This is a genomic window from Acidovorax sp. GW821-FHT09B03 (assembly GCF_059418305.1).
This window is the reverse complement of the sequence record NZ_JBWKPP010000009.1, coordinates 117,982-143,917: the sequence shown is the minus strand read 5'-3', so window position 1 is coordinate 143,917 and position 25,936 is coordinate 117,982. Positions and strand designations below refer to the sequence as shown.

Annotated in this window: 29 protein-coding genes; 17 read left to right on the top strand and 12 right to left on the bottom strand. The window is 66.7% G+C overall.

Annotation, left to right across the window (positions count from 1 at the left end; translation table 11 throughout):
* The first annotated feature begins 21 nt into the window (after positions 1 to 21).
* Together AC07PA_RS17855 and AC07PA_RS17850 are read left to right on the top strand one after the other, a co-directional pair.
* Positions 22 to 966, top strand: coding sequence for a bifunctional helix-turn-helix transcriptional regulator/GNAT family N-acetyltransferase (locus AC07PA_RS17855; RefSeq protein WP_494607556.1), 945 nt, complete (start codon positions 22 to 24; stop codon positions 964 to 966).
* On the top strand, positions 963 to 1,487 hold the full coding sequence (locus AC07PA_RS17850; protein WP_494607554.1) for a GNAT family N-acetyltransferase: 525 nt from the start codon (positions 963 to 965) through the stop codon (positions 1,485 to 1,487). Before AC07PA_RS17855 ends, AC07PA_RS17850 begins: the two co-directional genes overlap by 4 nt.
* Positions 1,488 to 1,523: 36 nt before the next feature.
* On the opposite strand, the gene AC07PA_RS17845 is transcribed toward AC07PA_RS17850, so the two are convergent.
* Positions 1,524 to 1,730 carry a hypothetical protein gene (locus AC07PA_RS17845; protein WP_494607552.1) on the bottom strand — a complete coding sequence of 69 codons (207 nt, stop codon included), beginning with the start codon at positions 1,728 to 1,730 and terminating at the stop codon, positions 1,524 to 1,526.
* A 243-nt stretch (positions 1,731 to 1,973) separates the two neighbouring features.
* Here AC07PA_RS17845 and AC07PA_RS17840 point away from each other — a divergent pair, with 243 nt between their 5' ends.
* The 3 genes from AC07PA_RS17840 (at position 1,974) to AC07PA_RS17830 (ending at position 4,368) form a co-directional block, all read left to right on the top strand.
* Positions 1,974 to 2,564 (top strand): IMPACT family protein, encoded by a 591-nt coding sequence (locus AC07PA_RS17840; protein ID WP_494607550.1) that lies wholly within the window; start codon positions 1,974 to 1,976, stop codon positions 2,562 to 2,564.
* Positions 2,565 to 2,655: 91 nt separating this feature from the next.
* Positions 2,656 to 4,071, top strand: a complete 1,416-nt coding sequence (locus AC07PA_RS17835) for a dihydrolipoyl dehydrogenase (RefSeq protein ID WP_494607548.1) — start codon at positions 2,656 to 2,658, stop codon at positions 4,069 to 4,071.
* A 93-nt stretch (positions 4,072 to 4,164) separates the two neighbouring features.
* A complete protein-coding gene (locus tag AC07PA_RS17830) occupies positions 4,165 to 4,368 on the top strand; it encodes a YjfB family protein (protein ID WP_007858707.1) in 204 nt (67 codons plus the stop codon).
* A 99-nt stretch (positions 4,369 to 4,467) separates the two neighbouring features.
* On the opposite strand, the gene AC07PA_RS17825 is transcribed toward AC07PA_RS17830, so the two are convergent.
* Positions 4,468 to 5,478, bottom strand: coding sequence for a GlxA family transcriptional regulator (locus AC07PA_RS17825; RefSeq protein WP_494607546.1), 1,011 nt, complete (start codon positions 5,476 to 5,478; stop codon positions 4,468 to 4,470).
* A gap of 105 nt (positions 5,479 to 5,583) precedes the next feature.
* On the opposite strand from AC07PA_RS17825, the gene AC07PA_RS17820 reads away from it, so the two are divergent.
* The 3 genes from AC07PA_RS17820 (at position 5,584) to AC07PA_RS17810 (ending at position 8,399) form a co-directional block, all read left to right on the top strand.
* On the top strand, positions 5,584 to 6,252 hold the full coding sequence (locus tag AC07PA_RS17820) for a DJ-1/PfpI family protein (protein WP_494607544.1): 669 nt from the start codon (positions 5,584 to 5,586) through the stop codon (positions 6,250 to 6,252).
* 39 nt (positions 6,253 to 6,291) lie between these two features.
* Positions 6,292 to 7,275: a tripartite tricarboxylate transporter substrate-binding protein gene (locus AC07PA_RS17815; RefSeq protein ID WP_007858710.1), complete on the top strand. Its 984-nt coding sequence runs from the start codon at positions 6,292 to 6,294 to the stop codon at positions 7,273 to 7,275.
* A gap of 83 nt (positions 7,276 to 7,358) precedes the next feature.
* The gene (locus AC07PA_RS17810; protein ID WP_494607541.1) at positions 7,359 to 8,399 is read left to right on the top strand and encodes a phytanoyl-CoA dioxygenase family protein; all 1,041 of its coding nucleotides are present in this window, start codon (positions 7,359 to 7,361) and stop codon (positions 8,397 to 8,399) included.
* A 45-nt stretch (positions 8,400 to 8,444) separates the two neighbouring features.
* Here the strand turns inward: AC07PA_RS17810 and AC07PA_RS17805 are convergent, their stop codons facing one another.
* Positions 8,445 to 9,815: a PQQ-dependent sugar dehydrogenase gene (locus AC07PA_RS17805; RefSeq protein ID WP_494607539.1), complete on the bottom strand. Its 1,371-nt coding sequence runs from the start codon at positions 9,813 to 9,815 to the stop codon at positions 8,445 to 8,447.
* Positions 9,816 to 9,975: 160 nt separating this feature from the next.
* Here AC07PA_RS17805 and AC07PA_RS17800 point away from each other — a divergent pair, with 160 nt between their 5' ends.
* Complete coding sequence (locus tag AC07PA_RS17800; RefSeq protein WP_494607537.1) at positions 9,976 to 10,593, top strand: hypothetical protein; 618 nt, start codon at positions 9,976 to 9,978, stop codon at positions 10,591 to 10,593.
* A 170-nt stretch (positions 10,594 to 10,763) separates the two neighbouring features.
* Complete coding sequence (locus tag AC07PA_RS17795) at positions 10,764 to 11,048, top strand: 7(1) septoil knot domain-containing protein (protein ID WP_145696533.1); 285 nt, start codon at positions 10,764 to 10,766, stop codon at positions 11,046 to 11,048.
* A 127-nt stretch (positions 11,049 to 11,175) separates the two neighbouring features.
* Here the strand turns inward: AC07PA_RS17795 and AC07PA_RS17790 are convergent, their stop codons facing one another.
* From AC07PA_RS17790 to AC07PA_RS17775, 4 genes are all read right to left on the bottom strand, one after another.
* Positions 11,176 to 12,114 carry a M48 family metalloprotease gene (locus AC07PA_RS17790; protein ID WP_494607535.1) on the bottom strand — a complete coding sequence of 313 codons (939 nt, stop codon included), beginning with the start codon at positions 12,112 to 12,114 and terminating at the stop codon, positions 11,176 to 11,178.
* Positions 12,111 to 12,629, bottom strand: coding sequence for an SH3 domain-containing protein (locus AC07PA_RS17785; protein ID WP_494607533.1), 519 nt, complete (start codon positions 12,627 to 12,629; stop codon positions 12,111 to 12,113). The genes AC07PA_RS17790 and AC07PA_RS17785 overlap by 4 nt, the downstream gene beginning before the upstream one ends.
* Positions 12,630 to 12,667: 38 nt before the next feature.
* Entirely contained in the window at positions 12,668 to 14,563 is a 1,896-nt protein-coding gene (locus tag AC07PA_RS17780) for a CHASE2 domain-containing protein (protein WP_494607531.1), read from the bottom strand.
* 83 nt (positions 14,564 to 14,646) lie between these two features.
* Positions 14,647 to 15,492 carry a fumarylacetoacetate hydrolase family protein gene (locus AC07PA_RS17775; RefSeq protein ID WP_494607529.1) on the bottom strand — a complete coding sequence of 282 codons (846 nt, stop codon included), beginning with the start codon at positions 15,490 to 15,492 and terminating at the stop codon, positions 14,647 to 14,649.
* A 137-nt stretch (positions 15,493 to 15,629) separates the two neighbouring features.
* On the opposite strand from AC07PA_RS17775, the gene AC07PA_RS17770 reads away from it, so the two are divergent.
* Both AC07PA_RS17770 and AC07PA_RS17765 read left to right on the top strand, forming a co-directional pair.
* Complete coding sequence (locus AC07PA_RS17770; protein ID WP_494607527.1) at positions 15,630 to 16,232, top strand: chromate transporter; 603 nt, start codon at positions 15,630 to 15,632, stop codon at positions 16,230 to 16,232.
* Positions 16,229 to 16,831 carry a chromate transporter gene (locus tag AC07PA_RS17765; RefSeq protein ID WP_494607525.1) on the top strand — a complete coding sequence of 201 codons (603 nt, stop codon included), beginning with the start codon at positions 16,229 to 16,231 and terminating at the stop codon, positions 16,829 to 16,831. The genes AC07PA_RS17770 and AC07PA_RS17765 overlap by 4 nt, the downstream gene beginning before the upstream one ends.
* On the opposite strand, the gene AC07PA_RS17760 is transcribed toward AC07PA_RS17765, so the two are convergent.
* On the bottom strand, positions 16,819 to 17,835 hold the full coding sequence (locus AC07PA_RS17760) for a hypothetical protein (protein ID WP_494655381.1): 1,017 nt from the start codon (positions 17,833 to 17,835) through the stop codon (positions 16,819 to 16,821). The two genes, AC07PA_RS17765 and AC07PA_RS17760, sit on opposite strands and share 13 nt — an antisense overlap.
* A gap of 315 nt (positions 17,836 to 18,150) precedes the next feature.
* Between AC07PA_RS17760 and AC07PA_RS17755 the strand changes: the two genes are divergently transcribed.
* Positions 18,151 to 19,104, top strand: a complete 954-nt coding sequence (locus AC07PA_RS17755; RefSeq protein WP_494607521.1) for an aldo/keto reductase — start codon at positions 18,151 to 18,153, stop codon at positions 19,102 to 19,104.
* A gap of 126 nt (positions 19,105 to 19,230) precedes the next feature.
* Here AC07PA_RS17755 and AC07PA_RS17750 read toward each other — a convergent pair whose 3' ends face one another.
* Positions 19,231 to 19,782: a hypothetical protein gene (locus AC07PA_RS17750; protein WP_007858727.1), complete on the bottom strand. Its 552-nt coding sequence runs from the start codon at positions 19,780 to 19,782 to the stop codon at positions 19,231 to 19,233.
* Positions 19,783 to 20,038: 256 nt separating this feature from the next.
* Positions 20,039 to 21,298, bottom strand: a complete 1,260-nt coding sequence (gene icd / locus AC07PA_RS17745; RefSeq protein WP_145696526.1) for an NADP-dependent isocitrate dehydrogenase — start codon at positions 21,296 to 21,298, stop codon at positions 20,039 to 20,041.
* Positions 21,299 to 21,494: 196 nt separating this feature from the next.
* Here icd and AC07PA_RS17740 point away from each other — a divergent pair, with 196 nt between their 5' ends.
* Together AC07PA_RS17740 and AC07PA_RS17735 are read left to right on the top strand one after the other, a co-directional pair.
* Positions 21,495 to 21,707: a hypothetical protein gene (locus AC07PA_RS17740; protein ID WP_007858730.1), complete on the top strand. Its 213-nt coding sequence runs from the start codon at positions 21,495 to 21,497 to the stop codon at positions 21,705 to 21,707.
* A 128-nt stretch (positions 21,708 to 21,835) separates the two neighbouring features.
* Entirely contained in the window at positions 21,836 to 22,333 is a 498-nt protein-coding gene (locus AC07PA_RS17735) for a DUF192 domain-containing protein (protein ID WP_494607518.1), read from the top strand.
* 84 nt (positions 22,334 to 22,417) lie between these two features.
* On the opposite strand, the gene AC07PA_RS17730 is transcribed toward AC07PA_RS17735, so the two are convergent.
* Together AC07PA_RS17730 and xseA are read right to left on the bottom strand one after the other, a co-directional pair.
* Positions 22,418 to 22,999, bottom strand: coding sequence for a superoxide dismutase (locus tag AC07PA_RS17730; RefSeq protein ID WP_494607516.1), 582 nt, complete (start codon positions 22,997 to 22,999; stop codon positions 22,418 to 22,420).
* Between the two features lie 172 nt (positions 23,000 to 23,171).
* Positions 23,172 to 24,485: an exodeoxyribonuclease VII large subunit gene (xseA, locus tag AC07PA_RS17725; RefSeq protein WP_035205675.1), complete on the bottom strand. Its 1,314-nt coding sequence runs from the start codon at positions 24,483 to 24,485 to the stop codon at positions 23,172 to 23,174.
* Between the two features lie 353 nt (positions 24,486 to 24,838).
* Here xseA and AC07PA_RS17720 point away from each other — a divergent pair, with 353 nt between their 5' ends.
* Both AC07PA_RS17720 and AC07PA_RS17715 read left to right on the top strand, forming a co-directional pair.
* Complete coding sequence (locus AC07PA_RS17720) at positions 24,839 to 25,480, top strand: MotA/TolQ/ExbB proton channel family protein (protein ID WP_007858736.1); 642 nt, start codon at positions 24,839 to 24,841, stop codon at positions 25,478 to 25,480.
* A 10-nt stretch (positions 25,481 to 25,490) separates the two neighbouring features.
* Positions 25,491 to 25,934 (top strand): ExbD/TolR family protein, encoded by a 444-nt coding sequence (locus tag AC07PA_RS17715; RefSeq protein WP_007858737.1) that lies wholly within the window; start codon positions 25,491 to 25,493, stop codon positions 25,932 to 25,934.
* Positions 25,935 to 25,936: the final 2 nt, after the last annotated feature.

The window sequence follows — 25,936 nt, the reverse complement described above, 5'->3', positions numbered from 1 at the left end:
GCATGACAAAGGCAATCAATCATGAAAACCCCGACCGCCGAAGCCCCGGCAGGTGCCGTCAAGGCCGTGCGCCGTTTCAACCGCTTCTTCACGCGCCGCATCGGCGTGCTCGACCCCTACCTGGGCAGCGAGCTGTCGTTGACCGACGTGCGCGTGCTCTATGAACTGGCCCACCGCGACGCCCTGGTGGCCAGCGAACTGGCGCGCGAGCTGGGGCTGGATGGCGGCTACCTGAGCCGCATCCTGCGGCGCTTCGAAGGCACGGGCTGGATCAGCCGGGCACCGAGCGCCAGGGATGCGCGCCAGAGCGAGCTCACGTTGACGCCTGCCGGGCACGCCGCCTTTGCACCGCTGCAGCAGCGCTCGCGCGACGAAGCGGCCGCGCTGCTCGCCCCCCTGCCCGCCCCGCGCCAGGCAGAGCTGGTGCAGGCCATGGAGCGCATCGAAGCGCTGCTGGAGCCCGCTGCCGCCACCAGCGGGCCTGCCAGGGTGGCCGTGCTACGCGACCCGGTGCCTGGCGACATGGGCTGGGTGGTGCAGCAGCATGGCGAAATCTATGCGCGGGAATACGGCTGGGACCTGCGCTTCGAGGCCCTGGTGGCCGATATCGCCGCGCAGTTCGTGCGCAAGTTCCAGCCTGAATGGGAAAAATGCTGGATCGCCGAGCTCGACGGTGAGCGCGTGGGCGCCATCTTCGTGGTGCGCAAATCCGCCAGCACCGCCCAACTGCGCATGCTGATCCTCTCACCCAAGGCCCGTGGCATGGGCCTGGGAGCGCGGTTGACGGACGAATGCATCGCCTTTGCGCGTGCCAAGAGTTACAAAAAAATGGTGCTGTGGACCAACAGTTGTCTCACCACCGCACGTTCCATCTATGCCAAACGGGGTTTTGTGCTCGACAAGTCGGAGCCGTACGAGGACTTCGGGCAACAATTGGTGGGAGAAACCTGGTCGCTCAAGCTATGACCCACTCCACACCCACCCCACCCACCATCCGCCCGCTTGCGGCGCACGACGACCTGGCGCGCCTCACCGCCCTGATCCACGCCGCTTACGCCCCGCATGCTGCCAAGGGCCTGCGCTACTGGGCCACCCACCAGACCGAGCAAGACACGGCAAAACGCCTGGCATCGGGCCAGGCGCTGGTGGTGGAGATCGATGGAGACTATGCCGCGACAGCGACCTTGCGCGCCCCGCAACCCGAGTCCAAGGTGGCGCTGTACCGCGACAGCACGGTGTGGTCGATCACGCAGTTCTGCGTGGCGCCCCGGTTCAAGGGCCTGGGCCTGGGGAAACTGCTGCACGGGGAACTGCTGGCCAGGGCGCGCAGTGCCGGGGCCGCCACCCTGGCACTGGACACGGCCGAACCGGCCCATGCATTGATTGCGATGTACGAATCCTGGGGCTACCGGGTGGTCGGCGAGTGCGACTGGAGGCCGCTCACCAACTACACCAGCGTGCTCATGGCACGCCCCGTGGACGCCTGAGGCACGGCTACGCCGAGCGCCAGGCGCCGATAGTTTTTACCACTCGCCCACTTCGCGCACGCGCTGGGCCAGGTCGAACTCTTCTTCCTCTTCGAAATCCGTCGCCGCGGCGCTGGAGGCCACGCTGGGCGATGGCATGGCCATGCGGGGCATGGACGATGCTGCCGACGAGGCGGCGAAGCGGCCGAACACGTGGCTGGCCAGCGTGCTGGGGAGGGAGGCGGTCAATGGCAGTGCGAACATGGCGGGTCCTTGGGTGCGAGTCGTTTACTTGTTGTCTGCCGAGAATAGTTATCGGCTATGGGGTCAAGTGTAGGAACGCACCGCGTCTGCGCTTGTGACAGAACGCACACTTACAGGCCCAAGCCCGATCAGCGGGCGCGCGGCTGTGACAGGCGTCACATAACTGCCACCCGCGTGGGGCCACGGGTGGTGCATTTGCGCCACAACTTGGCGAGCGGGCGACGCTGATAAGCTCGGCGCCCCATGCCACAGACCCTTGCAGCCCCCGCCCACAGCGAGCTCGTCATCAAGAAAAGCCGCTTCATCGGCTGTGTGCAGCCCATGGCCGATCGCGCCGGTGCGCAAGCGGTGGTGGACGCGCTGCGCAAGCAGCACCCGGGCGCTGCGCATGTCTGCTGGGCATTGCTGGCGGGCGGCCAATCGGCCGCGGTGGACGATGGCGAGCCAGGCGGTACCGCCGGCCGGCCCATGCTTGACGTGCTGCGCCACCAGGACCTGGAGGGGGTGCAGGCCACCGTGGTGCGCTACTTCGGCGGGGTGAAGCTGGGCGCGGGCGGGCTGGTGCGCGCCTACACCGACACCATCGCCCAGGCCTTGCTCACGGCCCCCAAGATCGTCCTGCAGCGCATGGCCACACGGCAATGCATGGTGCCGTACGCGCTGGAAGGCCTGCTGCGCCGGGAGATCGAGGCCGCAGGCGCCGAACTGATCGATGTGCAGCACGGCACCCTGGTCACCCTGCAACTGCGGCTGCCCCAGGCCCAGGCCGAAGCCTTCGTTCAGCGCATCAACGACCAGGGCCAGGGGCGCGTGGGCTGGGTGGATACCGACTGAGAACCTGTGTACCTTGGGCAACCCGCCTACACGCGAGCGGCCCCATGCCCTGCACACTGGCGGCTCCAAGCAACCACGGGAGACGCGATCCATGGGCCAGCCCCTCGACACCATCATCATCGGCGCGGGCACGGCCGGCCTGGCCGCCCTGCGCGAGGTGCGCAAGCGCACGGAGCGCTACCTGATCGTCAACGAGGGCCCCTGGGGCACGACCTGCGCCCGCGTGGGTTGCATGCCCTCCAAGACCTTGATCGAGGCGGCCAACGCCTTCCACCGGCGCCATGCGTTCGAGGAGTTCGGCATCCGGGGCGGCGCCGACCTGCGGGCCGACATCCCTGCCGTGTTGCAGCGCGTGCGGGCGCTGCGCGACGACTTCGTGGCCGGCGCCATGCGGGCCACGGACGACCTGGGTGGCGCCAGCCTCTCGGGCCGCGCCGTGCTGCTCGATGCGAACACCGTGGACGTGGGCGGCACCCACTACCATGCCGACAGCATCATCCTCGCCACCGGCTCCAGGCCAGTGGTGCCCGAGGAGTGGCTGGCCTTTGGCGACCGCATCCTGACCACCGACACCCTGTTCGAGCAGCCCACCCTGGGGCCGCGCGTGGCCGTGATCGGCATGGGCGCCATCGGCGTGGAACTCTCGCAGGCCCTGGCGCGCCTGGGACTGGAGGTGGCGGCCTTCACCACCGGCCATGCCCTGGGGGGCCTGAGCGACCCGACCCTGAACGCTGAACTGGCGGCCCTGCTGAAAAAGGAAATGGTGCTGCACACCCATGCCAAGGCCGAGTTGCGCGAAGTACCCGGCGGCATCGAGGTCAGCAGCGGCGCCAACCGCGTGGTGGTGGACCAGGTGATCGCCGCCATGGGCCGAACGCCCAACATCGAGCACCTGGGGCTGGAGACCCTGGGCGAACCGCTGGATGAACGCGGCAGGCCCCGGGTGGACCGGCAGACCCAGCAGATCGGCCAGCTGCGCGTGTTCCTGGCGGGCGATGCCAACGACGATGCGGCGCTGCTGCACGAGGGCGCGGACGAAGGCCACATCGCCGGCATGAACGCGCTGGCAGCCGAGCCCACGCGCTTCGTGCGCCGCACCCCGCTGTCCATCGTGTTCTCGGACCCCAACATCGCAGTCGTGGGCACGCCGTTCGACAAGCTCGACCCAGCCCACACCGTGGTGGGCGCCGTAGACTTCGACCACCACGGCCGGGCCCGCGCCGCCCTGCGCAACCAGGGGCGCCTGTGCGTGTATGCCGACAAGGGCAATGCCCGGCTGCTGGGGGCCGAGATGTGTGCCCCCGATGGCGAGCACCTGGCACACCTGCTGGCCCTGGCCATTCAGCAAAAGCTCACGGTGCACCAATTGCTGGGCATGCCCATCTACCACCCGGTGCTGGAGGAAGGCCTGCGCACCGCCCTGCGCAATGCGGCCCGGCATCTGCCCGAGATCAGCGAATCGGACCTGGCCGCCTGCAAACCCCTGGGCGTACCCGCGCTGGAATGACAGGAGCTGCCGCCCCAGGATGTAACAGTTCGCAAACGCGCTGCATTTCGGGAGCAGAATGTCGATAAATCCGGCAAGCAACGGAGAACCCCCATGGATGTCGCACTCAGCAACAGCATCGTCAGCACCGCCACGGCCCTGGCCAGCCGCGAAAATTCAGATGCCCTGAATATTCGGGTGCTCAAGAAGGCGCTGGACATCCAGGCCAACTCCGCCGCCACGCTGCTGCAGGCCCTGCCCCAACCGCCACTGGCCACCTCGGGCACGCTGGGCACCCAGCTCAATACCTTCGCCTGATCCCTCCGCCGAACTGGAATCTTCCCCTTTTCTCCAAGGTAAGCCCCTCAAAAGCCGCCCCTAGAGGCGGCATTTTTTTGGCCTGCGTCACCTGGGCCGTCACGCTGCCGCAAACCTTTCGCGGTAGCCCTTGGGCGAGACATTCAGGTGGCGCATGAACATGCGCCGCATCACTTCCTCCGAATTGAAGCCGCACTGCACGGCAATGGCCTTGTTGCTGTGCCGGTGGGCTTCAATCAGGCGGCAGGCCTTCTCCAGGCGGATGCGCTCCACCGCATGGGCCGGCGTGGTGCCGGTCTGGGCGGTGTAAAAACGCGCAAAGGTGCGCAGGGTCATGCCCATCTGGTCGGCCATGCGTGCCACGTTGAGGTCGGAGCGCAGGTGCTCGGCAATCCAGGCATGCAGCCGTGAGATGCGCTCGTCGCCTGCGGTCTGCTCCAGCAGCGCGCTGCTGAACTGCGACTGCCCGCCCGGGCGCTTGTAGAACACCACCAGTTTCTTGGCCACGGCCATCACGATGTCGCGGCCCACGTCGGCCTCGACCATGCCCAGCGCCATGTCGATGCCGGCTGTGACCCCGGCCGAGGTCCACACCCGCCCCTGGCGGAAATAAATGGCATCGGGCTGCACCGCAACGGCTGGAAATCGGGACGACAGGTGCTCGCAGGCGGCCCAGTGGGTCACCGCACCGGCGCCATCGAGCACGCCGGTGTGCGCCAGCACGAAGGCGCCCGTGCACACCGACGCCAGCCGCTCGATGCGCGGTGACGCCAGCCGGATCCACCGCGCCAGGGCGGCTGCCGCAGGCATGTCGGCGGCTTCGCACGACGGTGCCGCCGGCCGGAACACCCCGGGCCCCCCGGGCACCACCAGGGTCTGCACGGCTCGGGACAGCCGCTTCGGCAAGGGCCGCGCAAGCACCTCGACCCCGCTGGAGCTGCGGGTCGCGCCACCTTCGAGCCCATAGACGCCCGTCTCGTACAGCGCCGGCCGGCCCGCCATCCGAAGCTCGTCGTTGGCCGTGGCGAACACCTGCAGCGGCCCGCTCACATCGAGCAGCTGGAACTGGTCGAACACGAGGAACCAGACCTGGTGCAGGGGTTTGTCCATGGAAGTCGCGATCCGGGTTGGCAGAAATCGTGGTGCTTGTGTCCTGACGGACAAACCACCCGATCCTACAGTGGAGCCATCCCGACACCAACGAAAGCCAACACCATGAACATCGGCATGCTTGTATTCCCGGACATCACCGCCATCGACTACGTCGCGCCCGCCGACCTGCTGGTGCGAATACCCGGCGCGCAATTGCACCTGGTGTGGAAGCACACCAACCCGATCCGCACCGAGCTGGGCTGGGAATTCCGCCCCACGGCATCCTTTGACAGCTGCGGCCCACTCGACATGCTGGTGGTACCCGGCGGGCCGGGCATCGAGGCCCTGCTCAGCGACGAGGAAACCCTGGCCTTCCTGGCGCAGCAGGCTGCGGGCGCGCAGTGGATCGTGGGCATCTGCACCGGCCCGCTGGTGCTGGGTGCCGCCGGCCTGCTGCAGGGCTACCGCGCCACCTGCCACTGGGGATCGCACGCCCTGCTCTCCCTGGTGGGCGCCACGCCGGTGGACGAGCGCGTGGTGGTAGACCGCAACCGCATCACCGGTGCCGGCATGACCTCGGGCATCGACTGCGCGCTGCAGGCCATTGCACTGGCCAGCAGCGCCGACGTGGCCCAGGGCATCCAGCTGTTTGCCGAGTACGACCCCAAGCCGCCTTTCGACACCGGATCGCCGCACAAGGCGCCCGCACCCCTGGTGCAAGCCGCCCGGGCCCGCTTGCACCCCATCGTGGAACGGCGCCGCGCCTTGCTCACCGAGCGCCAGGCCGCCTGATCCGACACAACACCCCTTGCCAGAGAGAGAAACAACGCCATGCTCCACCCTGATGCCCCCCTCGCCCTGTCCCGCCGCCGCTGCCTGCAGGTGGCGCTGCTGGCACTGCCCCTGTCGGCCGCCGCGCAAACCTACAGCGGCCCCATCCGCATGCTGGTGGGCTACCCACCCGGTGGCCCGGCCGATACGGCGGCACGCATCGTGGCCGAAAAGCTGGCCGTGCAGCTGGGCCAGCCCGTGCTGGTGGACAACAAGCCCGGCGCGGGTGGTCAGATTGCGGCCCAGGCGCTCAAGGCGGCGCCTGCGGACGGGTCGGTGGTCTTCCTGAGCAACACGCACACGGTGGCCATGGTGCCGCTGACCATGAAGGCGCCGGGATTTGCGCCCGCCACCGACTTCCGGCCCCTGGGCGCAGTGGCCAACTTCGAACTGGCGCTGGCCGTGCACCCCAAGACCGGGGCGAGCAATCTGGCGGAACTGGGCACCTGGTTCGCCAGCCGCCGCAGCGACGCCAGCATCGGCGTGCCGGCGCCGGCGTCCGCGCCGGAGTTCATCGCTGGCGAAGTGGCGCGCCACCTCAAAGCCGACATCGTGCCCGTGGCCTATCGCGGCGCCACGCCCATGGTGACCGACCTGCTGGCAGGGCAGATTTCGGCAGGTGTGTCAGGCATCTCGGACTTCCTGCAGCACCAGAAGGCGGGCAAGCTGCGCATTCTGGCGGTCAGCCGCGCCACCCCCTTGCTGCCCGGCGTGCCCTCCTTCGCGCAGGCGGGCCTTGCGAGCCTGGATGCAACCAGCGACTTCCTGGGCCTGTACGCCCCCGCGGGGCTCCAGGATGCGACCGTGGCGCGCTACAACACGGCTTTGAACCAGGTGCTGGCCCTGCCCGAGGTGGTGGCCAAGCTGCAGGCCAGCGCCATGACGCCGGCCGCAGGCACACCCGCCGAGCAGGCCCAGCGCCTGGCGCAGGTGTCCAAAGCCCTGGGGGCGCTGGTCGCGCAAAGCGGGTTCGTGCCCCAGTAAGCGGTCTGGGTGCATTGCTTGGCCGGACATGCGCAGGCTGCTACAAAGGAGTGCCCGCACCACCACCCGCCTTTGAGCCTTGCATGTCCCCAGCACCCCATTCCGCCGATCCCCTTTGCTCCCCCCATGACCGTGGCATCCTGCAGGTGCCCTACCTCAAGCGCTGCTGGTCCAGCCTCATGGCGGCGCGCCAGGGCAAGGCGGGAACAGGCATGCAGGAGGCGCACCGCACCCAGGTCGTTCTGGCCGCCATGGGCCTGGGGCTGGAGCAGGCCATGCAGCACGTGCTGCGCGAAGCACCGGATTTCGCCGGTTTCGAAGACTGGATCGTGCACACCGCGGGAGCCCCCGATGCCGCCACCGTGGCGCGCATCCAGGCATTGGTCGATGGGGGCCCGCAACCCGACGCCATCCTGGAGCTGCATGGCCGTATCGATTCCATGCCGCCCGTGCTCGACGCGGCCGACCTGGCCCATTGGGAAGAACATGGCTACGTGGTCCTGCGGCAGGCCGTGCCGGCCGATGACAGCGCGGCTGCCGCGCAGGTGGTGTGGGATGCCGTGGGCGCCACCCCGGGCGATGTGGACTCCTGGTACCCGAACGCCCCGCGCAATGTCATGGTGCAGCTGTTCCAGCACCCGGCCTTCGAGAAGAACCGCCGTTCGCCGCGCATCCACAAGGCCTTTGCCCAGCTGTGGGGCACGGCCGACCTGTGGCGCAGCACGGACCGCTGCGGCTTCAATCCGCCCGAGCGCCCAGGCCATACCTACAGCGCCCAGGGCATGCATTGGGACGTGAGCCTGGCGCAGCCGATACCGTTCTGCACGCAGGGCATCCTCTACCTCACGGACACATTGCCGGAACAGGGCGGCCTGACCGTGGTGCCCGGCTTCCACCGCCGGGTGGGTCCGTGGCTGGCCAGCCTGCCGCCGGGTGCCGACCCGCGCCGCCAGGACTTCAACGCCCTTGGCGCCCGCCCCATCGGTGCGGGAGCGGGCGATCTGGTGATCTGGCACCAGGCCCTGCCCCACGGGCCCAGCCCGAATCGGGCCACCCAACCCCGCTTGGTGCAGTACATCAACATGTTCCCGGCAGAGGTACCGGCCAGCGACGACTGGGTGTGACCATCCGGCAAGGGCCGCCCCTCCCGGCCAGGGTTGCCGGTTGCCTTACTTCGACGGCACAGCACCCACGCGCCAGACGGCATTGCCCACGTCATCGGCCACCAGCAGGCCGCCGCGCGCATCCATGGCCACGCCCACCGGGCGGCCATAGGCATCGCCGTCCGGGCTGACAAAGCCCGCAAGCACGTCGATGGGCAGGCCCGCAGGCTGGCCGTCAGCAAAGGGCACGAACACCACCTTGTAGCCACTGCGCGGCTTGCGGTTCCAAGAGCCATGCTCGCCCACGAAGGCGCCACTGGCCAGTTGGGGCGCCAGGGCCGGCCCTTGCGCGAACGCCAGGCCCAGCGGCGCGACGTGCGAGCCCAGGGCATAGTCGGGTGCCACCGCCTTGGCCACCAGGTCGGGCCGCGGCGGCTTCACGCGTTCGTCCACATGCTGGCCGTAGTAGCTGTAGGGCCAGCCGTAGAAGGCGCCGTCCTTCACCGAGGTGAGGTAGTCGGGCACCAGGTCGCTGCCGATCTCGTCGCGTTCGTTGACCACCGTCCATAGCGCGCCGCTGCCCGGCGCCCAGCCCAGGCCATTGGGGTTGCGCAGGCCGCTGGCAAAGATGCGGTGGGAGCCGCTGGCCCGGTCCACCTCCCAGATGGCGGCACGGCCCTCTTCGGCCTGCATGCCGTTCTCGCCGACGTTGCTGTTGGAACCCACGGTGACGTAGAGCTTGCTGCCGTCGGCGCTGGCGATGAGGTTCTTGGTCCAGTGGTGGTTGATGGGGCCGCCGGGCAGGTCCACCAGCTTGGTGCCCGCCGCCGTGATGCGGGTCTGGCCGGGTTCGTAGGGAAAGCGCACGACCGCATCGGCATTCGCCACATAGAGTTCATTGCCCACCAAGACCATGCCGAACGGCGAGTTCAGGTCTTGCAGGAATACGTTCCTGGTTTCGGCTTTGCCGTCGCCATCGGCGTCGCGCAGCAGCGTGATGCGGTTGGCCGAGGGGCGTTTTCCCGAGCCGGCCTTGCCCATCACGGTCTTCATGACCCAGCCCCGGACGGCGCCGAACACCCCGCCCGAAGGGGCGCCCTCGCCCTTGGGCGGCGCCTGGCTTTCGGCCACCAGCACGTCGCCATTGGGCAGCACCAGCACCCAGCGCGGGTGGTCCAGCCCGGTGGCCATCGGTGTGACCGACAGGCCCGGCAGGCTGGCGCTGGGCATGGTGCCCTCGGGCCAGCCTTTGGCCGGGGCGATGTGCAGCGTGGGGATCAGCGATTGGTGGGGCGCCGGCAAGGTGGGTGACTTGCCCATGCCCTGCTCAGGCGAGAGGATGGCGGTGTCACCGCAAGCGGCCAGACTGGCTGCCAGCACCGTGCCCGTGAGCAGCACCGGCCAAGAGCGCGATGTCGGGGAAGAGAGAGGTGGCATGGCGGCGGGCTTTCTGGTGGCGGGGGATGGGGGCAGTGTGCAGGGGCAGGCAGGCACGCCCTGTCAGCCGATCGCGCAAAATGCGCAGCCCCGCGTTACATTTATTTCCGCCACCCCCAGCGCCCAGCCCCCTTGCTTTGCGCTGCCGCATGAAGCTTCCATGAGACTCAAGACCGTTGTCCTGCTGGCGATCATCCTGTTCATCGGCTTTTTCGCCGTCGAGAAGCTGCGCGTGGGCCGGGTGGACAGGAAGCTGCAGGGCCAGTCGGCCACGCAGCAGGTGTTTGCCGAGGTGCCGCAGCAGACCGCCACCAGCGCCGCCCCCTTTGCGCTGCAGGGATACCAGGTCAGGCCGCTCGCCCAATTCGCCATCCGGGCGCGGGTGCTGGGGCGCGAGGAGTACTCCTTTGGCCGCGAAGCCGATCTCTCCCCCGTGGACCTGGCCCTGGGCTGGCGGCGCATGGCCGAGCCCCCCGTCTACGAGCCCCTGAACATCACGCAGGGCGGGCGCTGGTACCGCTACTCCTGGTCCAACGAGCCACCGATTCCGCTGCAGGAGATCATCGAATCCTCGGCCAACATGCACCTGATCCCTGCCAACGCGGCCGTGGAGCGGGCGCTCAAGAAAGCGCGCAAGGGCAGTTTCGTCCGCATCACCGGCCAGCTGGTGGAAGTCACGCACCCGGGCGGCTGGCGCTGGACCAGTTCGCTCACCCGCGGCGATTCCGGCGCCAACTCGTGCGAGCTGATCTATGTGGAGACGGCGCAGGTCGAATAGGTGCGGGGCGGCGCAAAAAAGACAAAAAAACGGCCACAAAGTATCCAGATGTGACGCATGGCGGGTCCGTGGAATATTTCACGGTTTTTTGGATAATCCTTGGTGGACGGAGCGCTCTCGCTTCCGCGACTTTTAAGCTGCCACACCACAGCCTGCACAGAGGAACCTCCATGGCGAAGATTCTGGTCACCAAGTACGAAAACCAGGCCGATGCAACCGTCTGCGAAGTGGCCTATGAGAGCCAGGCCGATCTGTGCTGGTACGAAACGCCGTACGAACAACAGGCCCAGGGCGACGCCAAATGGCTCTTCGTCGACTACGACAGCCAGGCCAGCTTCAAGATCTTCAAGGTGAAGTACGAGGGCCAGGCCGACATCAAGGCCTTCCAGGTCAAGTACCCAGAGCAGGCGGGCTGGCGCAATGCGGCGCACAAGTTTGTGGGCAAGATGGGCTGAACACGCTGTACGGCAAGAAACAAGAAACCCCTGCCTTGCAATGCACGGCAGGGGCCTCTTCCAAGAGCAGCAAACCAGTCCCTAGCACTACTGGATTGACACCTCAATGAATGGAAGCGCCAAGTTATTACCGTCTCGCAGGAAGTTGGCGCTTGAAAGACTCGTAGCGCGCTTCGTTACTAACGCTAGCCACGGTGGAAAATTTGGAAGTCATAAAAGGCTGCAACTTTTCCAAACGATCTTTGGGCGCCGGGTGAGTCGAAAACAGTATTTCATAGGCCGTGTTGGAACTAGATCCTGTAGCGGCATACATGTTCAACACCGTCGGCAAACCAATAGGTGCGTAGCCAGCACGGGCTGCATACAAAACGCCCTGACGGTCAGCATCAAACTCATCCGACTGGTCCAGACCTTTGCTGTAGAGGTCCTTGGCCAAACCGACGACTGCAGAACTCACCATGGAATTGCCTGATCTGGCCTGAATCACGCCACCGGCAGCCTGCGCAAAACCGCCCTTCTTCAACGCCGACAGGTAGTGACCCCGGGTCACGTGGGCAATCTCGTGCCCCAGCACGCCGGCCAACTCTGCTTCGGACTTGAGCTGGCGCATCAGGCCTACAGTGATAAAAACAAAGCCGCCAGGCGTAGCATAGGCATTTACAGCCTCGGACTCGGTGACCCCAAAACGCCAGGCAAACTGAATTTCTTTGCCGTCCTTGTCCTTGGGCTTTTCAGCCTGCACCGCGACCCACCAGCCAACTTGGCTGACATAGCGCTGCACCGGGTCGTTTTTCAGCAGCGGAGCTGCGCCCAACAGAACCGACGCGAAGTCATGGCCCATGGCGCGCTGCTCTTCAGCAGAATAGTCTTTGAAGGCGGTGGAGACACCTTGAATCACATCCAGCGCACCTCCAAGACGGGAACCACCGCCGGAACCACCGCCCAATGCGGAAGAAAGCACATTTAAGCCTCCAGAACCTCCAGCCTGGGGCATAGTTTCACAACCGGTCAGCAGCGCAACCGTGGCCAGCGCCAGCGCGGCGGCCTTCAAGCGTTGGATTTTCATTTTTCTGCTCCGGTGTATGCATCAATCTTCTGCGCCACGACCTTGCCACTGCGCGCAAAGGTTTCCGCTTGATTCATGTTGATAGCGTACTTCTCAAGTTGCACCATTTCAGCTGGGGCAGGTTGCGCCTTGGCAAGATCTTCCTTCGTGAAACCTCGGGTGCCCGTGGTCGATGTGGAGCTGCGTGTGGGGGCAGAGAACATGCCTGCCAGGTTGGTGCCCGAACTGGCCGGCGCAGCAGCGGGAGCTGCAGCCTCCAGGCTCTTCACGTGCGTGAGACGCACCCAGCCTTCGTAGCGGGCAAACTTCGCCTTGACCCAGCCTTCTTGGGCAGCGGTCTGCTCGAGCTTGTTGCCCTTGGCCAGCCTGACCAGGATCTTGCCGTCCAGTGCCGGCGTCGCGCGCAGCTCGGTGGCTACGGTGACTTCCAGCTGTTGGGCGTGCGCGCCGAGGCCCAGCCCCAGCAGCAGCGCAATGAGCAGGCCCTTCAACAGGCCCACGAATGATGTGTTCACTTTCCTTCTCCTCTCTATGACGATACCTATGCGCCAGATCATTCCGGCGCCCCTCCACTGGACCTGCGCTGCGGCTCGAAAAGCCGCACCGCCTGGTCGCGGCCTTTCACCTCGAAATCGCCGCGGTCAATGAAAACAAATGTTTCCCCACATTGTGCTCTCGTCGACTCGGAAACCAAAACCCGGGCTATCCCTTTTGTGCAACCTTCGATGCGGCTGCACAGGTTGACGGCATCGCCGATTGCGGTGTAGTCCAGCCGGCGCGAAGTGCCCAGGAATCCCACCACGGCAGAGCCCGTGTGCACACCGATGCCGATGTCGAATTTGGCCGTGGGGTCCTCGCGCGCCATGTCGTCGGCAAAGCGCTGCAGCGCGTCGGCCATCCCGAGCGCCGCCTCCACGGCCAGCACGGCATGGTTGGGCTGGGCGATGGGCGCCCCCCAGAAGGCCATGATCGCATCGCCGATGAACTTGTCGAGCGTGCCCTGGTAGCGAAAGATCACCTCCACCTGCATCTCGAAGTAGCGGTTGAGGATGTTCACGATCTCCTCGGGCTTGCGGTGCTCCGACAGGCTGGTGAAGCCCCGGATGTCCGAGAACAGCAGCGTGATCTCGCGGCTGGCGGACACCTCGGCCTGGGCCACGGTTTCAGACAGATCCTGCACGATGCGCGGGTCCACGAAGCGCGAGAACATGGCCTGCACATGGCGCCGCTGGCCCATCTCCAGCCGCGAGGAGAGCAGCCCGAAGGCCAGCAGCGCCACGGCGCCCAGCACCAGGGACGACACGGGCATCCAGTAAACCTGGGCTTCCTGCAAGGCCACGACGCTGCCCCCGATGGCAGCCGCAGCAAGCACCCCATAGCCCATGACCACCCAAGTGGGCGATACACGCACCACGAAGGCCAGAGCCAACCCACAGACGAGCACCAGCACCAGGGCCGGATTGACCCAAGGCGGCGCCTCGCGCAGCCATTCATTGTTCTGCAGATTGGCCAGCCCGGTCGCCAGCACCAGTGGCCCCGGAGTGGTAGCGTCCATTGGCGTGGGTACGAAGTCCAGGATGCCGCTGGCCGTGGCGCCGATCACGATGATCTTGCCGCGCGCGTCGAAGGGCAGCTTGCGATCACCCGATTGGGTGGCCAGGTAGGCATCGGCGTACGAGATGCGCGTGAAATCGGAGCCATACCAGTTCAGCCGAAACCCAGGCTTCCTCGGCTGGGGCAACTGCAAATCATCGGCAACCCGGCCGATGATGTGCGGTAGCCACCAGCCCTGGGATTCCCGGCCCACCTCGGTGCGGCGACCGATCCCGTCGCGGTCCTTGATGAAATTGATGTAGCCCGTTCGCCAGACCTCGGCCGGCAGCGAAAGAGGGCCTTCGATGCCGTAGGCCGCCTCAGGGTCGGCGTTCTCGAGCGGGCGTATGCCCATGGCTGGCGGCGCCATCCTCAGCGTGGCCTTCTGTTCGGTGTTTTCTTCCAGCACCATGGGGATGAAGGCATGCTCGAACGTCAGGGCCTTGGCCAGCTCCACGTCGTTTTCGGGGCGGAAACGGTCCGGCTGGGTCAGGATCAGGTCGAGCACGATGGCGCGCGGCTGCTGGGCCACCAGCGCCGAGATCATTTCCGCATGGATGACCCGCGGCCACACCCACTTGCCGGCCACGTCGAGCATTTGCGGATTGACCAGGGACGCCTGGTCGATGTCGAGCACGACAATGTCGTCCGGCGGCTTGCGGCTGTCCGCATGCCAGCGCAGCAAGGCGTCCCCCACCCGGTTGTCGAGGGCGTCGAGCTTGTGCCAGGTGGTCACCTCGAACAGCGCCAGCGCGCAGAGCATGAGGCACAGCCCGGCATACAGCGCGCTGCGGCCGAAGCGCTGGCGCAGCCGGGTGAGCACCGACGAGGAATGGGGGGATGGGGCAGAGGACACAGCCGTGAGTATCCACGCCCCGCTTTGCGGGCCGCAAGCGCATCGACCCTGCGCGTTGTGCCCGCCCTACTCCCCCAAGGCCATCAACCGCCCGTGCAGACCTGCCGCTGCTCGCCCAGCCCCGTGGCACCCAGGCGCACCACGTCACCGGGCTTGAGGAACCAGGGCGCGGGCTTCTGGCCCAGGCCCACGCCGGCGGGCGTGCCGGTGAGCACGATGTCGCCGGGCTCCAGCGTCATGAACTGGCTGATGTAGGAGATCACCGTGGGCAGGCCGAAGATGAAGTTGCGCGTGTTGCCGTTTTGCACGCGCTGGCCGTTGACTTCGAGCCACAGGTCCAGCGCGTGCGGGTCGGCCACCTCGTCGGGCGTCACCAGCCAGGGGCCGATGGGGGCGAACGTGTCGTAGCTCTTGCCCTTGACCCACTGGCCACCGCGCTCGATCTGGTAGGCGCGCTCGGACACGTCGTTGGCCAGCACATAGCCCGCGACGTGCTGCAGCGCAACACCCTCGCTGACGTGGCTGGCGCGCGAGCCGATGACCAGGCCCAGCTCCACCTCCCAGTCGGTCTTCTGCGACCCGGGCGGAATGCGCACCGCGTCGTTCGGGCCGCTCAGCGAGGTGACGGCCTTCATGAACAGCACCGGCTCGGCCGGCGCCTGCATGCCGGCCTCGGCCGCATGGTCGGCGTAGTTCAGGCCCACGCAGACGATCTTGCCCACCCCGCCCACGGGGGAGCCCAGGCGCGGCGTGCCTTCCACGGCCGGCAGGCGGGTGGCGTCGATGGCGGCCAGGGCCGCCAGCGTGCGCGGGTTGAGCTGGGCCGGGCCCAGGTCGGGCAGCAGCATGGAGAGGTCGCGCAGCACGCCCTGGGCGTCCAGCAGGCCGGGGCGCTCTGCGCCGAGCGGGCCGTAGCGGAGGAGTTTCATGTCGGAATGGGTCGCGAAAATGCAAGGGGCGCCAGCATACCCCGCAGGGCAATCCCCCGTCCGGGCGTTTAACATCGCAGCCTGGCGCCGCGATGGCGCCCGGTCTCCTGCCTCCTGCCCTGTCTGTCCCGCGTCCCATGGCCCCAGCCACACCGCCCTCCCCCATCCCACCCCTCCTGGCAGAGCCGCGCCCGGCTCCCCGCAACTGCACCGACCTCTTCTGGTCCTTCACCTGGCTGGCGCTGCAGGGCTTTGGCGGCGTGCTGGCCGTGGTCCAGCGCGAGCTGGTGGAGCGCAAGCGCTGGATGACCAACGAGGAGTTCGTCGAGGAATGGGCCGTGGCCCAGATCATGCCGGGCCCCAATGTGGTCAACCTCTCCATCACCATCGGCGACCGCTACTTCGGCTGGCGCGGCGCGCTGGCGGCACTGGCCGGCATGCTGCTGTTTCCGCTCATGCTGGTGCTCACGCTGGCCGTGGTCTATGCCCAGTTCGCCAGCCACCCGGCCGTGGCCGGGGCATTGCGCGGCATGGGGGCAGTGGCCGCCGGGCTGATCGCGGGCACCGGGCTCAAGCTCTCGGCCACGCTGCGCACCCACCCCCTCGGCCCGGCCTTGTGCTCGGTGATCACGGTGCTCACCGTGGTGGCCATGGCCGTGCTGCGCTGGCCGCTGGCGTGGACCCTGCCGCTGCTGGGTGGCACGGCCTGCCTGCTCACCTGGCGAAAGCTCGCACCATGACCGGCGCCGCCACCATCCACATGGGCTGGGCCGACTGGCTGCAGCTGTTCCTGTACTACATGTCGCTGTCGCTGCTGGCCGTGGGCGGCGCCATCGCCACCGCGCCCGACATGCACCGCTTCCTGGTGGACAAGCAGGCCTGGCTGGCCGACCCGCAGTTCAACGCCTCCATAGCGATTGCCCAAGCCGCGCCCGGGCCCAACGTGCTCTTCATCGCGCTGCTGGGCTGGAACGTGGGGCTGAACGCGGGCGGCGCCGGCCCGCTGGGCTGGGCCCTGGGCGCCCTGGGCATGGGGCTGTGCATGCTGGGCGTGATGCTGCCCAGCAGCCTGCTGACCTGGCTGGCCACGCGCTGGGGCCACCGCAACCGCGAGCGCCGTGGCGTGCGCGCCTTCAAGCAGGGCATGGTGCCGGTGGTGATCGGCCTGCTGCTGGCCACCACCTGGGTGCTGGCCCAGGCCCACGGTGGCCTGGCCAGCGCCTGGCCGCTGTGGCTGGCGACCTTGGTGACCATGCTGCTGGTGTGGAAGACGCGCCTGCACCTGCTGTGGATGCTGGGCGCCGGCGCCCTGCTGGGCGCGCTCGGCTATATGGGGTGACCGTTGATGTGCGAGCTGGACTTGATGTACAGCGTGATGGGGTTGCCTGCGCCATCGTCGCCGGTGATCACCAGGGGCAGGCCGGTGCCCTTGGCCGTCCACCCTGCCGACACACGCGCGCCGTTGGTCCATTCGAACTTGCAGGCCATGTAGGTGCCGGCGGGCACGGTCACGCTTTCCTGGCCGCGGTAGGTGATGGTCTGGGCTTCGCGCAGGGTGCTGGTCTGGGTCGGCAGCCCGGGGAGTTCCATGGTGGTGTGCCGTACCTCGTTGATCGTGTAGCTCTCGTTGAGCGCCAGCGCAAAGTCGCGCACGCGGTTGACCGGGTCGAGCACCATGGTGGTCCTCATCCCGGCAATCGGCGCTTCCACGCGGGCGGTGCTGCCGTAGCGCAACAGCACCGGCCCCTGCGGTGTGGTTTCCAGCTTGTCGTACTCCCATACGCGGGCATTGAACGAGGTGACTCCGGCCTTGCTCACCAGGACTGTGCGCTCGGTCTCGATCAGCCCCGACTGCCCGGCAAAGCTGCCGGGGCCGTTGATGCGGCCCTCGGTGCTGAACTGCACGGCGCCGTCGCTGGACTGCCAGTCCCAGCGGTAGGTCGTGCCCTGTTGCAGCAGCACCGGGTTGAAGCAGTCCGACGCGGCGCCGGTGCCCGTGCCGGGAGGAGTCACGGACGTGGTCTCGCACAGCGAGGCGTTGAGCTGGCACATGGCCGCCGTCAGGTCCACGATCTGCCCTGCGGTCTGGGTCTGGCTGGCCACGAGAAACCGGCCTTCGCTGAAGGCAAAGGCATTGCCTACTGAAGGGTAGAACCGGTAGGCATAGGGCCCGGCCATTCCGTCCTGCCCGGCGCCGGATGGAAAAAGGGAGGGGAACGAACTTTCAAGCCATTGCCGCGCCGCGTCGCGGCTGGAAGGACGTACCGACAGTTGCGCCTGGGCGGTGGCGGCAACCCATACGCCGAGTGCCAGCGCTGCAAAGCGCCTGATAGATGATCGCATCATGGTTTCTCCAGTGAAGGCGTAGACCAGGAGCTCTGCAGATCCGGGCTTGCCAGATATCCCCGTGGGTACCAGCCAAGGCCTGCAGGGCACGGGTTCCCTGCGGCTGGGCGAAGTGTCCTCTTCGCAGGACCCTGCAGTCCATAGACCGCCAGGACGGCAGATGCCCCTGCCGTGAACAACATCACGCACAGGCCGGCCGCATGCCACCCGCCTCTCGAGGCCAACGGCGCTGTCCGCCTGCAGCACTCGCCAAAAGCGGCAACAATGCCGCTGGCCAAGTGCTCAACCTTCCCATCCAAGGAATCCCGCTCCATGAATCTCCGTTCCCTGGGCCGCTCGGGCCTGCAAGTCTCCCCCTTGTGCTTTGGCGGCAATGTCTTCGGCTGGACAGCCGACGAGGCCACTTCGTTCCGGCTGCTCGACGCCTGGGTGGACGCGGGCTTCAACTTCATCGACACAGCCGATGTGTATTCGCGCTGGGTGCCGGGCCACACGGGCGGCGAGTCCGAGGCCGTGATCGGCCGCTGGCTAAGGCAGAACGGCAAGCGCAACCGCATCGTGCTGGCCACCAAGGTCGGCAAGGACATGGGCGACGGCAAGGTGGGCCTGCGCCCCGAATACATCCGCCAGGCGGTGGACGCCTCGCTCAAGCGCCTGCAGACCGACCACATCGACCTCTACCAGTCGCACGAAGACGATGCCACGGTGCCGCTGGCCGACACGCTGGGCGCCTACAGCGACCTCATTAAGGCCGGCAAGGTGCGCGCCATCGGCGCCTCCAACTTCACGGCGGTGCGCCTGGCAGAGGCTCTCAAGACCAGCGACAACCTGGGCCTGGCCCGCTACGAGAGCCTGCAGCCGCTGTTCAACCTGTACGACCGCGCCGTGTTCGAGAAGGATCTGCAGCCGCTGTGCGTGGAGCACAACGTGGGCGTGATCAACTTCTATGCGCTGGCGGCGGGCTTTCTGACCGGCAAGTACCGCACCGAGGCCGACGCCGCCAAGAGCGCCCGCGGCAAGAACACCACGGCCAAGTACCTCAACGAGCGCGGCCTGCGCATCCTGGCCGCGCTGGACACCGTGGCCGCGCGCCTGAACGCCACGCCGGGCCAGGTGGCGGTGGCCTGGCAGATCGTGCAGCCGGGTATCACCGCACCGATCGCCAGCGCCACCTCGCTGGCGCAGCTGCAGGACCTGGTGAAGGCCAGCCAGCTCACGCTGGACGCCGAGGCCCTGGCCACGCTGGGCGCTGCCAGCGCGCAGTGAGCTGCAACGGCTGGCTCCTCACCGCACGGGACGGTACGCAGCCCCGTTTGGCACCCAGAGCCACCGGTTCACCCAACACGTGAACCGCCGCCTCGGTGGCGACTTCGGCGTTGCCCGCGAAAACGCTCAGGCCGGCAGCGTGTCCAGAATGCGCCGGTTGGCCTTGATGTGCGCTTCGATCTTGTCGATCTGCTCATCCAGGTTTTTTGTCTCCCGCGCCAGGTCGAACTTCGGCAGCTTGTATTTCTTGTAGACCAGCACCAAGGTGCCGATCAGCACCCCAAAGAAGCACGCAATCTGCCAGGCAGTGTCCAACATCGGCCCCAAGAGGACCGCCCAGAGAATGGAGACGCACACCACGGCAATGAGGGCAATGGTGCGCCGATCGGTCTCGGCCTGCTCCAACTGGCGCTGGAGCCGCTGGACCACCTTCTCTCGCCGCGCCAGCACTTCGTCCAGCTCGCGCGTCAGTCTGGGCATAGCCAACTCCGCAGCCGTGCGGTCAGTCCCCCGCTGCACAGCGCTGATCGCCACCTCGAGCTTGCGGGTGGAAACCACGCCGCCTGAACGCTCCACGATCTGCGCAATGCCGCAGTAAGCGCAAGTAAAGCGCTCCAGATCAGCCCCCACCTCCAGCGGAGCGGAGCAATTGGCACAGGCAAGGTTCAGCAACGGCACGACAAGATCTCCTCAGGTGATCGCCTGAATCTATCACCGGTGACCGGGTGTCAAAAAGCACCCAAATGGCGCAGACCACCGGCCCAACACCCGGCAACCGCCTGCACGCCGCCGGCGTGCTCGGGCCCGGCCCGATATGCAGCGCCCATTCGCCCCTGCGGATGCAACTGTCAGGAATTCAACGGGCAGAAAAAAGGCCCGACTCCATGGGAGCGGGCCTGTTTTGCGGGTGCCGAGGGAATCCGGGCAAACGCAATCACATGTTGTCGATCATCACTTGGCCAAAGCCCGAGCAGCTCACCTGCGTGGCGCCATCCATCAGGCGCGCGAAGTCATACGTCACCTTCTTCGACGCAATCGACTTTTCCAGCGAGCTGATGATCAGGTTGGCGGCCTCGACCCAGCCCATGTGGCGCAGCATCATCTCGGCCGAGAGGATTTCGGAGCCGGGGTTCACATAGTCCTTGCCCGCGTACTTGGGCGCCGTGCCGTGGGTGGCCTCGAAGCAGGCCACCGAGTCGGACATGTTGGCGCCCGGCGCGATGCCGATGCCGCCGACCTGGGCAGCCAGCGCGTCGGAGATGTAGTCGCCGTTGAGGTTGAGCGTGGCCACCACCGAGTACTCGGCGGGGCGCAGCAAGATCTGTTGCAGGAAGGCATCGGCGATGCTGTCCTTGATGGTGATTTCCTTGCCCGACTTGGGGTTCTTGAACTTGCACCAGGGGCCGCCGTCGATCAACTGGGCGCCAAATTCCTTTTGCGCCAGGGCGTAGGCCCAGTCGCGGAAGCCGCCTTCGGTGTACTTCATGATGTTGCCCTTGTGCACGATGGTCACGCTGGGCTTGTCGTTGTCGATGGCGTACTGGATGGCCTTGCGCACCAGGCGCTCGGTGCCCTCGCGCGAGACGGGCTTGACGCCCAGGCCCGAGGTGTTGGGAAAGCGGATCTTCTTGACGCCCATCTCGTCCTGCAGGAACTTGATGAGCTTCTTGGCCTTGTCGGACTCGGCCTCGAACTCGATGCCGGCGTAGATGTCTTCCGAGTTCTCGCGGAAGATGACCATGTTGGTCTTTTCGGGCTCTTTCAGGGGCGAGGGCACGCCCTTGAAGTACTGCACGGGGCGCAGGCAGACGTACAGGTCGAGCTCCTGGCGCAGGGCCACGTTGAGCGAGCGGATGCCACCGCCCACGGGCGTGGTCAGCGGGCCCTTGATGGACACCACGTACTCGCGCAGTACGGCCAGCGTCTCCTCGGGCAGCCACACGTCGGGGCCGTAGACCTTGGTGGATTTTTCGCCGGCGTAGACCTCCATCCACTGGATCTTCTTCTTGCCGCCATAGGCCTTGGCCACCGCGGCATCGACCACCTTGATCATGACCGGCGTGATGTCGAGGCCGGTGCCATCGCCTTCGATGAAGGGAATGATGGGCTCGTCCGGCACGTTCAGCGACATGTCGGCGTTGACCGTGATTTTCTGGCCTTGGGCGGGCACCTTGATGTGCTGGTAGCTGGTCATGGGCGGGAGTCTCCGTTGGATATCTGAAACACAATGCAGCGTGCCGGGCGGGGCGCACCTGATCACAAAGATTCTATAGACAAAAAAATGCCGGAAACCCCTGTCAACCGCGTACGGGCTGCTATCGTTGCAGGTGGAGCTTCGTGAATATTTTGCGGAGCCCTCAACCCGATAGTTCGTCTAGGAAATGGCACATATGAAAAAACTCCTCGCTGTCCTGATGGCTGGTCTGTTCTCCGCCGGTGCGTCCTTCGCACAGGCTCCAGCCGCCCCTGCTGCCGCCCCAGCCCCTGCCGCTGCTCCGGCAGCAGCCCCGGCCCCTGCGGCCAAGGCCGCACCCGCCCACAAGCAGTCCAAGAAAGTGGCGCAAAAGAAGACCAAGAAGCACCCCAAGAAGGCTGCCGCCTGATGGTGTTGGGGGTCTGTGCGGAACTCTGACCCCCACCCTTTCCGGTTTGCTTCAAAATCGCCCGCATCCGCGGGCGATTTTGTTTCTGGCGCCCCCTTCTTGTCTTTCCCACCGAAAGAACCCTGTCCATGCCCAGCCCGAGCCTTGCCACACCCCTCTCCTCTTTGCACCGCCGCCTCCACCTGACCGCCTTGCTCGCCGTGTCGCTCGCGGCCCTGGCGCCTGCCGCCCAGGCCCAGGAAGGCCCCCAACTGAACCTGCAGCGCGTGGAACTGACCGCCGGCATGCACCGCATCGATGCCCAGGTGGCCGCGGCCCCACTGGAGCGCCAGATCGGCCTGATGAACCGGCCCGAGATGCCCCAGCACGAGGGCATGCTGTTCATCTTCGAGCAGCCCAGCCAGCAGTGCTTCTGGATGAAGAACACGCTGCTGCCGCTGACGGCAGCCTTCGTCGCGGACGACGGCACCATCGTCAACCTGGAGGACATGAAGCCACAGACCCTGGACTCGCACTGCTCCAAGAAGCCCGTGCGCTTCGTGCTGGAGATGAACCAGGGCTGGTTTGCCAAGAAGGGCATCAAGGCCGGCTCCAGGCTCGGCGGCGCCCCCTTCGCGAAGAAGTGAGTTGCCTGCGCCCATGAAAAAACGGCCCGAGGGCCGTTTTTCTTTGCTGCCCGCTGAACGCGCGCAAGGATTGCACCCAGACAATCAGGCGAAGTTGGCTTCGGCGAACTTCCAGTTGACCAGCTTGTCCAGGAAGGTCTCGACGAACTTGGGGCGCTGGTTGCGGTAGTCGATGTAGTAGGCGTGCTCCCACACGTCCACCGTCAGCAGGGCCTTGTCGGCCGTGGTCAGGGGCGTGCCGGCGGCGCCGGTGTTCACGATGTCGACGCTGCCGTCGGCCTTCTTCACCAGCCAGGTCCAGCCCGAACCGAAGTTGCCCACGGCGCTCTTGACGAAGGCTTCCTTGAAGGCGGCGTAGCTGCCCCACTTTGCGTTGATGGCCGCAGCCAGCGCGCCCGATGGCTCGCCGCCGCCGGCGGGTGCCATGCAGTTCCAGAAGAAGGTGTGGTTCCAGATCTGGGCGGCGTTGTTGTAGATGCCACCGCTGGACTTCTTGATGATTTCTTCCAGGGACAGCGACTCGAACTCGGTGCCCTTTTGCAGGTTGTTGAGGTTCACCACGTAGGCATTGTGGTGCTTGCCGTGGTGGTACTCCAGCGTTTCCTGGCTGTAATGGGGCGCCAGCGCGTCGATGGCATAGGGCAGCGGGGGAAGGGTATGTTCCATGGTGTTTCCTCGTGGTGGTTTGAATTGTGGCGGACTCGCCGGCCGTGAAGCGGGCAGGCGAACCTGCAGGCGAACGGGCATTGTAGGAAGATCGTGTGACCTCTGCAGCGAAGTTGGCAAGCAATCGTGCAACGCCATGCCGAGATGCGCGCTGATCCTACAGCGCCATGGGCTACAACAGGCGGGGCTGGGCCGCCACGGTGACGTCCACCGCCCCATCGGCCAGCGTCGCGCGCAGGGCGTCGCCCGGACGGGCCTGGCGCACGCTGGTGACGGCGCGGCCCTCCGCATCGGCCAGCAGGGCGTAGCCGCGCTGCAGCACCAGGCGCGGGTCCAGCAGTTCCAGGCGCAGCGCGGCGCGGTCCACCCGCTCGCGCAGGCCATCGATGCGGCGCTGCACCTGCACCGGCAAGGCGGCTGCGGCCGCCTGCTGGGCCTGCTCCATGCGCTGCAGGCGCAGCAGCACGGCATGGCGCATGCGCTGGGCCGTGCGGGCCATCTGCAGTTGTTCGCGCGCCACCAGCCCCGAGGGGCGGCCCAGGCGCGCGGCGGCCTGGTCCAGCCGCTGGTGGCGGGCGTCCAGCAGGCGCTGGATGCCATCGGCGATGCGGCCTTCGATCAGATCCAGGGCCCCCAGCCAGACTTCGCGCGGCTGCGCCACGAGCTCGGCGGCCGCGGTGGGCGTGGGAGCGCGCAGGTCAGCGCAGAAGTCGGCAATCGTGAAATCGGTCTCGTGCCCCACGCCGCTGACCAGCGGCACCGGGCTTTGCACGATGGTGCGGGCGAGCTGCTCGTCGTTGAAGGCCCAGAGGTCCTCGATGGAGCCGCCACCGCGCACCAGCAGGATGGTGTCGATGTGCGGCTGGCCGGCCGCAGGCCCCTGCTCCGCCAGCCGGTACAGCCGCGCCAGCGCCGAGACAATGGACTGCGGCGCCGCCGCGCCCTGGACCTGCGCCGGGGCCAGCACCACGGGGATGTGCGGCGCCCGGCGGCGCAAGGCCGTCACCACGTCGTGCAGCGCAGCCGCCCCGAGCGAGGTCACGAGGCCAATGCCACGCGGCTGCACGGGCAGTGGCCGCTTGCGCGCCGTGTCGAACAGACCTTCGGCCTCGAGCTGGGCCTTCAGGCGCAGGAACTGCTCGAACAGCGCGCCCTGCCCCGCGCGCTGCATGCTTTCCACAATGAACTGCAGGTCGCCCCGGGCCTCGTACACCCCGAGCTTGCCGCGCACCTCCACCAATTCACCATCGCGCGGCGAAAAGTCAAGCAGGCTGGCCGCGCGGCGGAACATGGCGCAACGCAGCTGGCCCTGGGGGTCCTTGATCGAGAAATAGCAATGCCCGCTGGATGCGCGCGAGAAGCCCGTGATCTCGCCGCGCACCGCGACAGGATTGAAGCGCGCCTCCAGCGCATCAGCAATGGCGCGGCACAGCGCGCCAACTTCCCATACGCGCGGCGCCACCATGGGGTTTGCGCGTTCAAACATGAGCAACGGCGGCCATTGGCGCCCCATTGACAGGCCGAGTCTTCCACAGAAACGGCGATGCAGCGCTCCGCATTGCCTGAGAAGCATTCTCGCCTCGAATGCCACATGTGCACGTGCAAGTCATTGATTTATAAGGATTTTTCACTGCGCAATTTTTCATCAATCTGTTGCAAGCACGGCGCCAAGCCACTTTGCGGGCCTGGACAGCCCGGTTGCCCACAAAGTTATCCACAGTTTTTGTGGGTGACGCGCCGGCCTAAAAGAGCGTCCGCCAAGGTAACGGTTTGTGACCGAAAGCTGTCAAGAAGCTGGGCCATAATCACCGATTGCCCCTCATCTGCGCGGAGAGAGATTTGCTGTCCATCATACAAGCCGCAGGCTGGCCGATCTGGCCGCTGATCCTGTGTTCCATCCTCGGAATGGCCCTGGTCATCGAACGTTTCGTGGCCCTCAAGACGGCCCGTGTAGCCCCCCCCAAGCTGCTCGATGAAGCCATCACCGTTTCGTCCAAAAGCCTGCCCACGCCCGACGTGGTGAATCAGCTGGCCCAGAACTCGGCCCTGGGCGAGGTGCTGGCCAGTGGCCTGCGCACGCTCAACAGCAACCCGCAGTGCAGCGAGGCCGACCTGCGCGCCGCCATGGAAGGCACGGGCCGCTCCGTGGCCCACCGGCTCGAAAAGTACCTTGCCGCCCTGGCCACCATCGCTTCGGCGGCGCCCCTGCTGGGCCTCTTGGGCACCGTCATCGGCATGATCGAGATCTTCGGCTCCCAGGCCGGCGGCGGTGGCGTGGGTCAGGCCATGGGCGGGGGCAACCCGGCCCGGCTGGCACACGGCATCTCGATCGCGCTGTACAACACGGCCTTCGGCCTGATCGTGGCCATCCCGGCGCTGATCTTCTGGCGCTATTTCCGCGGCCGCGTCGATGCCTACCTGCTGACCCTGGAACTCGCATCCGAGCAGTTCGTGCGCCACATCCTGCGCCACAAGAAGTGACGGGGCGGCCATGAACTTCCGCCCCCGCACCAAGGAAGAACCCGAGATCAACCTGATCCCGTTCATCGACGTGCTGCTGGTGATCCTCATCTTCCTGATGCTGACCACCACCTACAGCAAGTTCACCGAGCTGCAGCTGACCCTGCCCGTGGCCGACACCGAGCAGCAGCGCGACCACCCCAAGGAAGTCGTGGTCGCGGTGGCGGCGGATGGCCGCTATGCGGTGAACAAGGCCGGCGTGGACGGCAAGAGCGTCGATGCCGTGGCCCGCGCCCTGCGCGAAGCCGCCACCGCCATCGGCAAGGACAGCGTGGTCATCATCAGCGCCGATGCGATGTCGCCCCACCAGGCCGTGGTGACGGTGATGGAGGCTGCGCGCCGCGTGGGCCTGACGCAGATCACCTTTGCCACCCAGTCATCGGCTGGCGCGCGCGCAGGCAACGGCGCCCGCTAGCG

What these genes read in the sequence shown, in the direction of transcription:
- AC07PA_RS17855 (WP_494607556.1), top strand. Translation starts at nt 22, where the DNA reads ATGAAAACCCCGACCGCCGAAGCCCCGGCAGGTGCCGTCAAGGCCGTG.
- AC07PA_RS17850 (WP_494607554.1), top strand. Translation starts at nt 963, where the DNA reads ATGACCCACTCCACACCCACCCCACCCACCATCCGCCCGCTTGCGGCG.
- AC07PA_RS17845 (WP_494607552.1), bottom strand. Translation starts at nt 1,730, where the DNA reads ATGTTCGCACTGCCATTGACCGCCTCCCTCCCCAGCACGCTGGCCAGC.
- AC07PA_RS17840 (WP_494607550.1), top strand. Translation starts at nt 1,974, where the DNA reads ATGCCACAGACCCTTGCAGCCCCCGCCCACAGCGAGCTCGTCATCAAG.
- AC07PA_RS17835 (WP_494607548.1), top strand. Translation starts at nt 2,656, where the DNA reads ATGGGCCAGCCCCTCGACACCATCATCATCGGCGCGGGCACGGCCGGC.
- AC07PA_RS17830 (WP_007858707.1), top strand. Translation starts at nt 4,165, where the DNA reads ATGGATGTCGCACTCAGCAACAGCATCGTCAGCACCGCCACGGCCCTG.
- AC07PA_RS17825 (WP_494607546.1), bottom strand. Translation starts at nt 5,478, where the DNA reads ATGGACAAACCCCTGCACCAGGTCTGGTTCCTCGTGTTCGACCAGTTC.
- AC07PA_RS17820 (WP_494607544.1), top strand. Translation starts at nt 5,584, where the DNA reads ATGAACATCGGCATGCTTGTATTCCCGGACATCACCGCCATCGACTAC.
- AC07PA_RS17815 (WP_007858710.1), top strand. Translation starts at nt 6,292, where the DNA reads ATGCTCCACCCTGATGCCCCCCTCGCCCTGTCCCGCCGCCGCTGCCTG.
- AC07PA_RS17810 (WP_494607541.1), top strand. Translation starts at nt 7,359, where the DNA reads ATGTCCCCAGCACCCCATTCCGCCGATCCCCTTTGCTCCCCCCATGAC.
- AC07PA_RS17805 (WP_494607539.1), bottom strand. Translation starts at nt 9,815, where the DNA reads ATGCCACCTCTCTCTTCCCCGACATCGCGCTCTTGGCCGGTGCTGCTC.
- AC07PA_RS17800 (WP_494607537.1), top strand. Translation starts at nt 9,976, where the DNA reads ATGAGACTCAAGACCGTTGTCCTGCTGGCGATCATCCTGTTCATCGGC.
- AC07PA_RS17795 (WP_145696533.1), top strand. Translation starts at nt 10,764, where the DNA reads ATGGCGAAGATTCTGGTCACCAAGTACGAAAACCAGGCCGATGCAACC.
- AC07PA_RS17790 (WP_494607535.1), bottom strand. Translation starts at nt 12,114, where the DNA reads ATGAAAATCCAACGCTTGAAGGCCGCCGCGCTGGCGCTGGCCACGGTT.
- AC07PA_RS17775 (WP_494607529.1), bottom strand. Translation starts at nt 15,492, where the DNA reads ATGAAACTCCTCCGCTACGGCCCGCTCGGCGCAGAGCGCCCCGGCCTG.
- AC07PA_RS17770 (WP_494607527.1), top strand. Translation starts at nt 15,630, where the DNA reads ATGGCCCCAGCCACACCGCCCTCCCCCATCCCACCCCTCCTGGCAGAG.
- AC07PA_RS17765 (WP_494607525.1), top strand. Translation starts at nt 16,229, where the DNA reads ATGACCGGCGCCGCCACCATCCACATGGGCTGGGCCGACTGGCTGCAG.
- AC07PA_RS17760 (WP_494655381.1), bottom strand. Translation starts at nt 17,835, where the DNA reads ATGCGATCATCTATCAGGCGCTTTGCAGCGCTGGCACTCGGCGTATGG.
- AC07PA_RS17755 (WP_494607521.1), top strand. Translation starts at nt 18,151, where the DNA reads ATGAATCTCCGTTCCCTGGGCCGCTCGGGCCTGCAAGTCTCCCCCTTG.
- icd (WP_145696526.1), bottom strand. Translation starts at nt 21,298, where the DNA reads ATGACCAGCTACCAGCACATCAAGGTGCCCGCCCAAGGCCAGAAAATC.
- AC07PA_RS17740 (WP_007858730.1), top strand. Translation starts at nt 21,495, where the DNA reads ATGAAAAAACTCCTCGCTGTCCTGATGGCTGGTCTGTTCTCCGCCGGT.
- AC07PA_RS17735 (WP_494607518.1), top strand. Translation starts at nt 21,836, where the DNA reads ATGCCCAGCCCGAGCCTTGCCACACCCCTCTCCTCTTTGCACCGCCGC.
- AC07PA_RS17730 (WP_494607516.1), bottom strand. Translation starts at nt 22,999, where the DNA reads ATGGAACATACCCTTCCCCCGCTGCCCTATGCCATCGACGCGCTGGCG.
- xseA (WP_035205675.1), bottom strand. Translation starts at nt 24,485, where the DNA reads ATGTTTGAACGCGCAAACCCCATGGTGGCGCCGCGCGTATGGGAAGTT.
- AC07PA_RS17715 (WP_007858737.1), top strand. Translation starts at nt 25,491, where the DNA reads ATGAACTTCCGCCCCCGCACCAAGGAAGAACCCGAGATCAACCTGATC.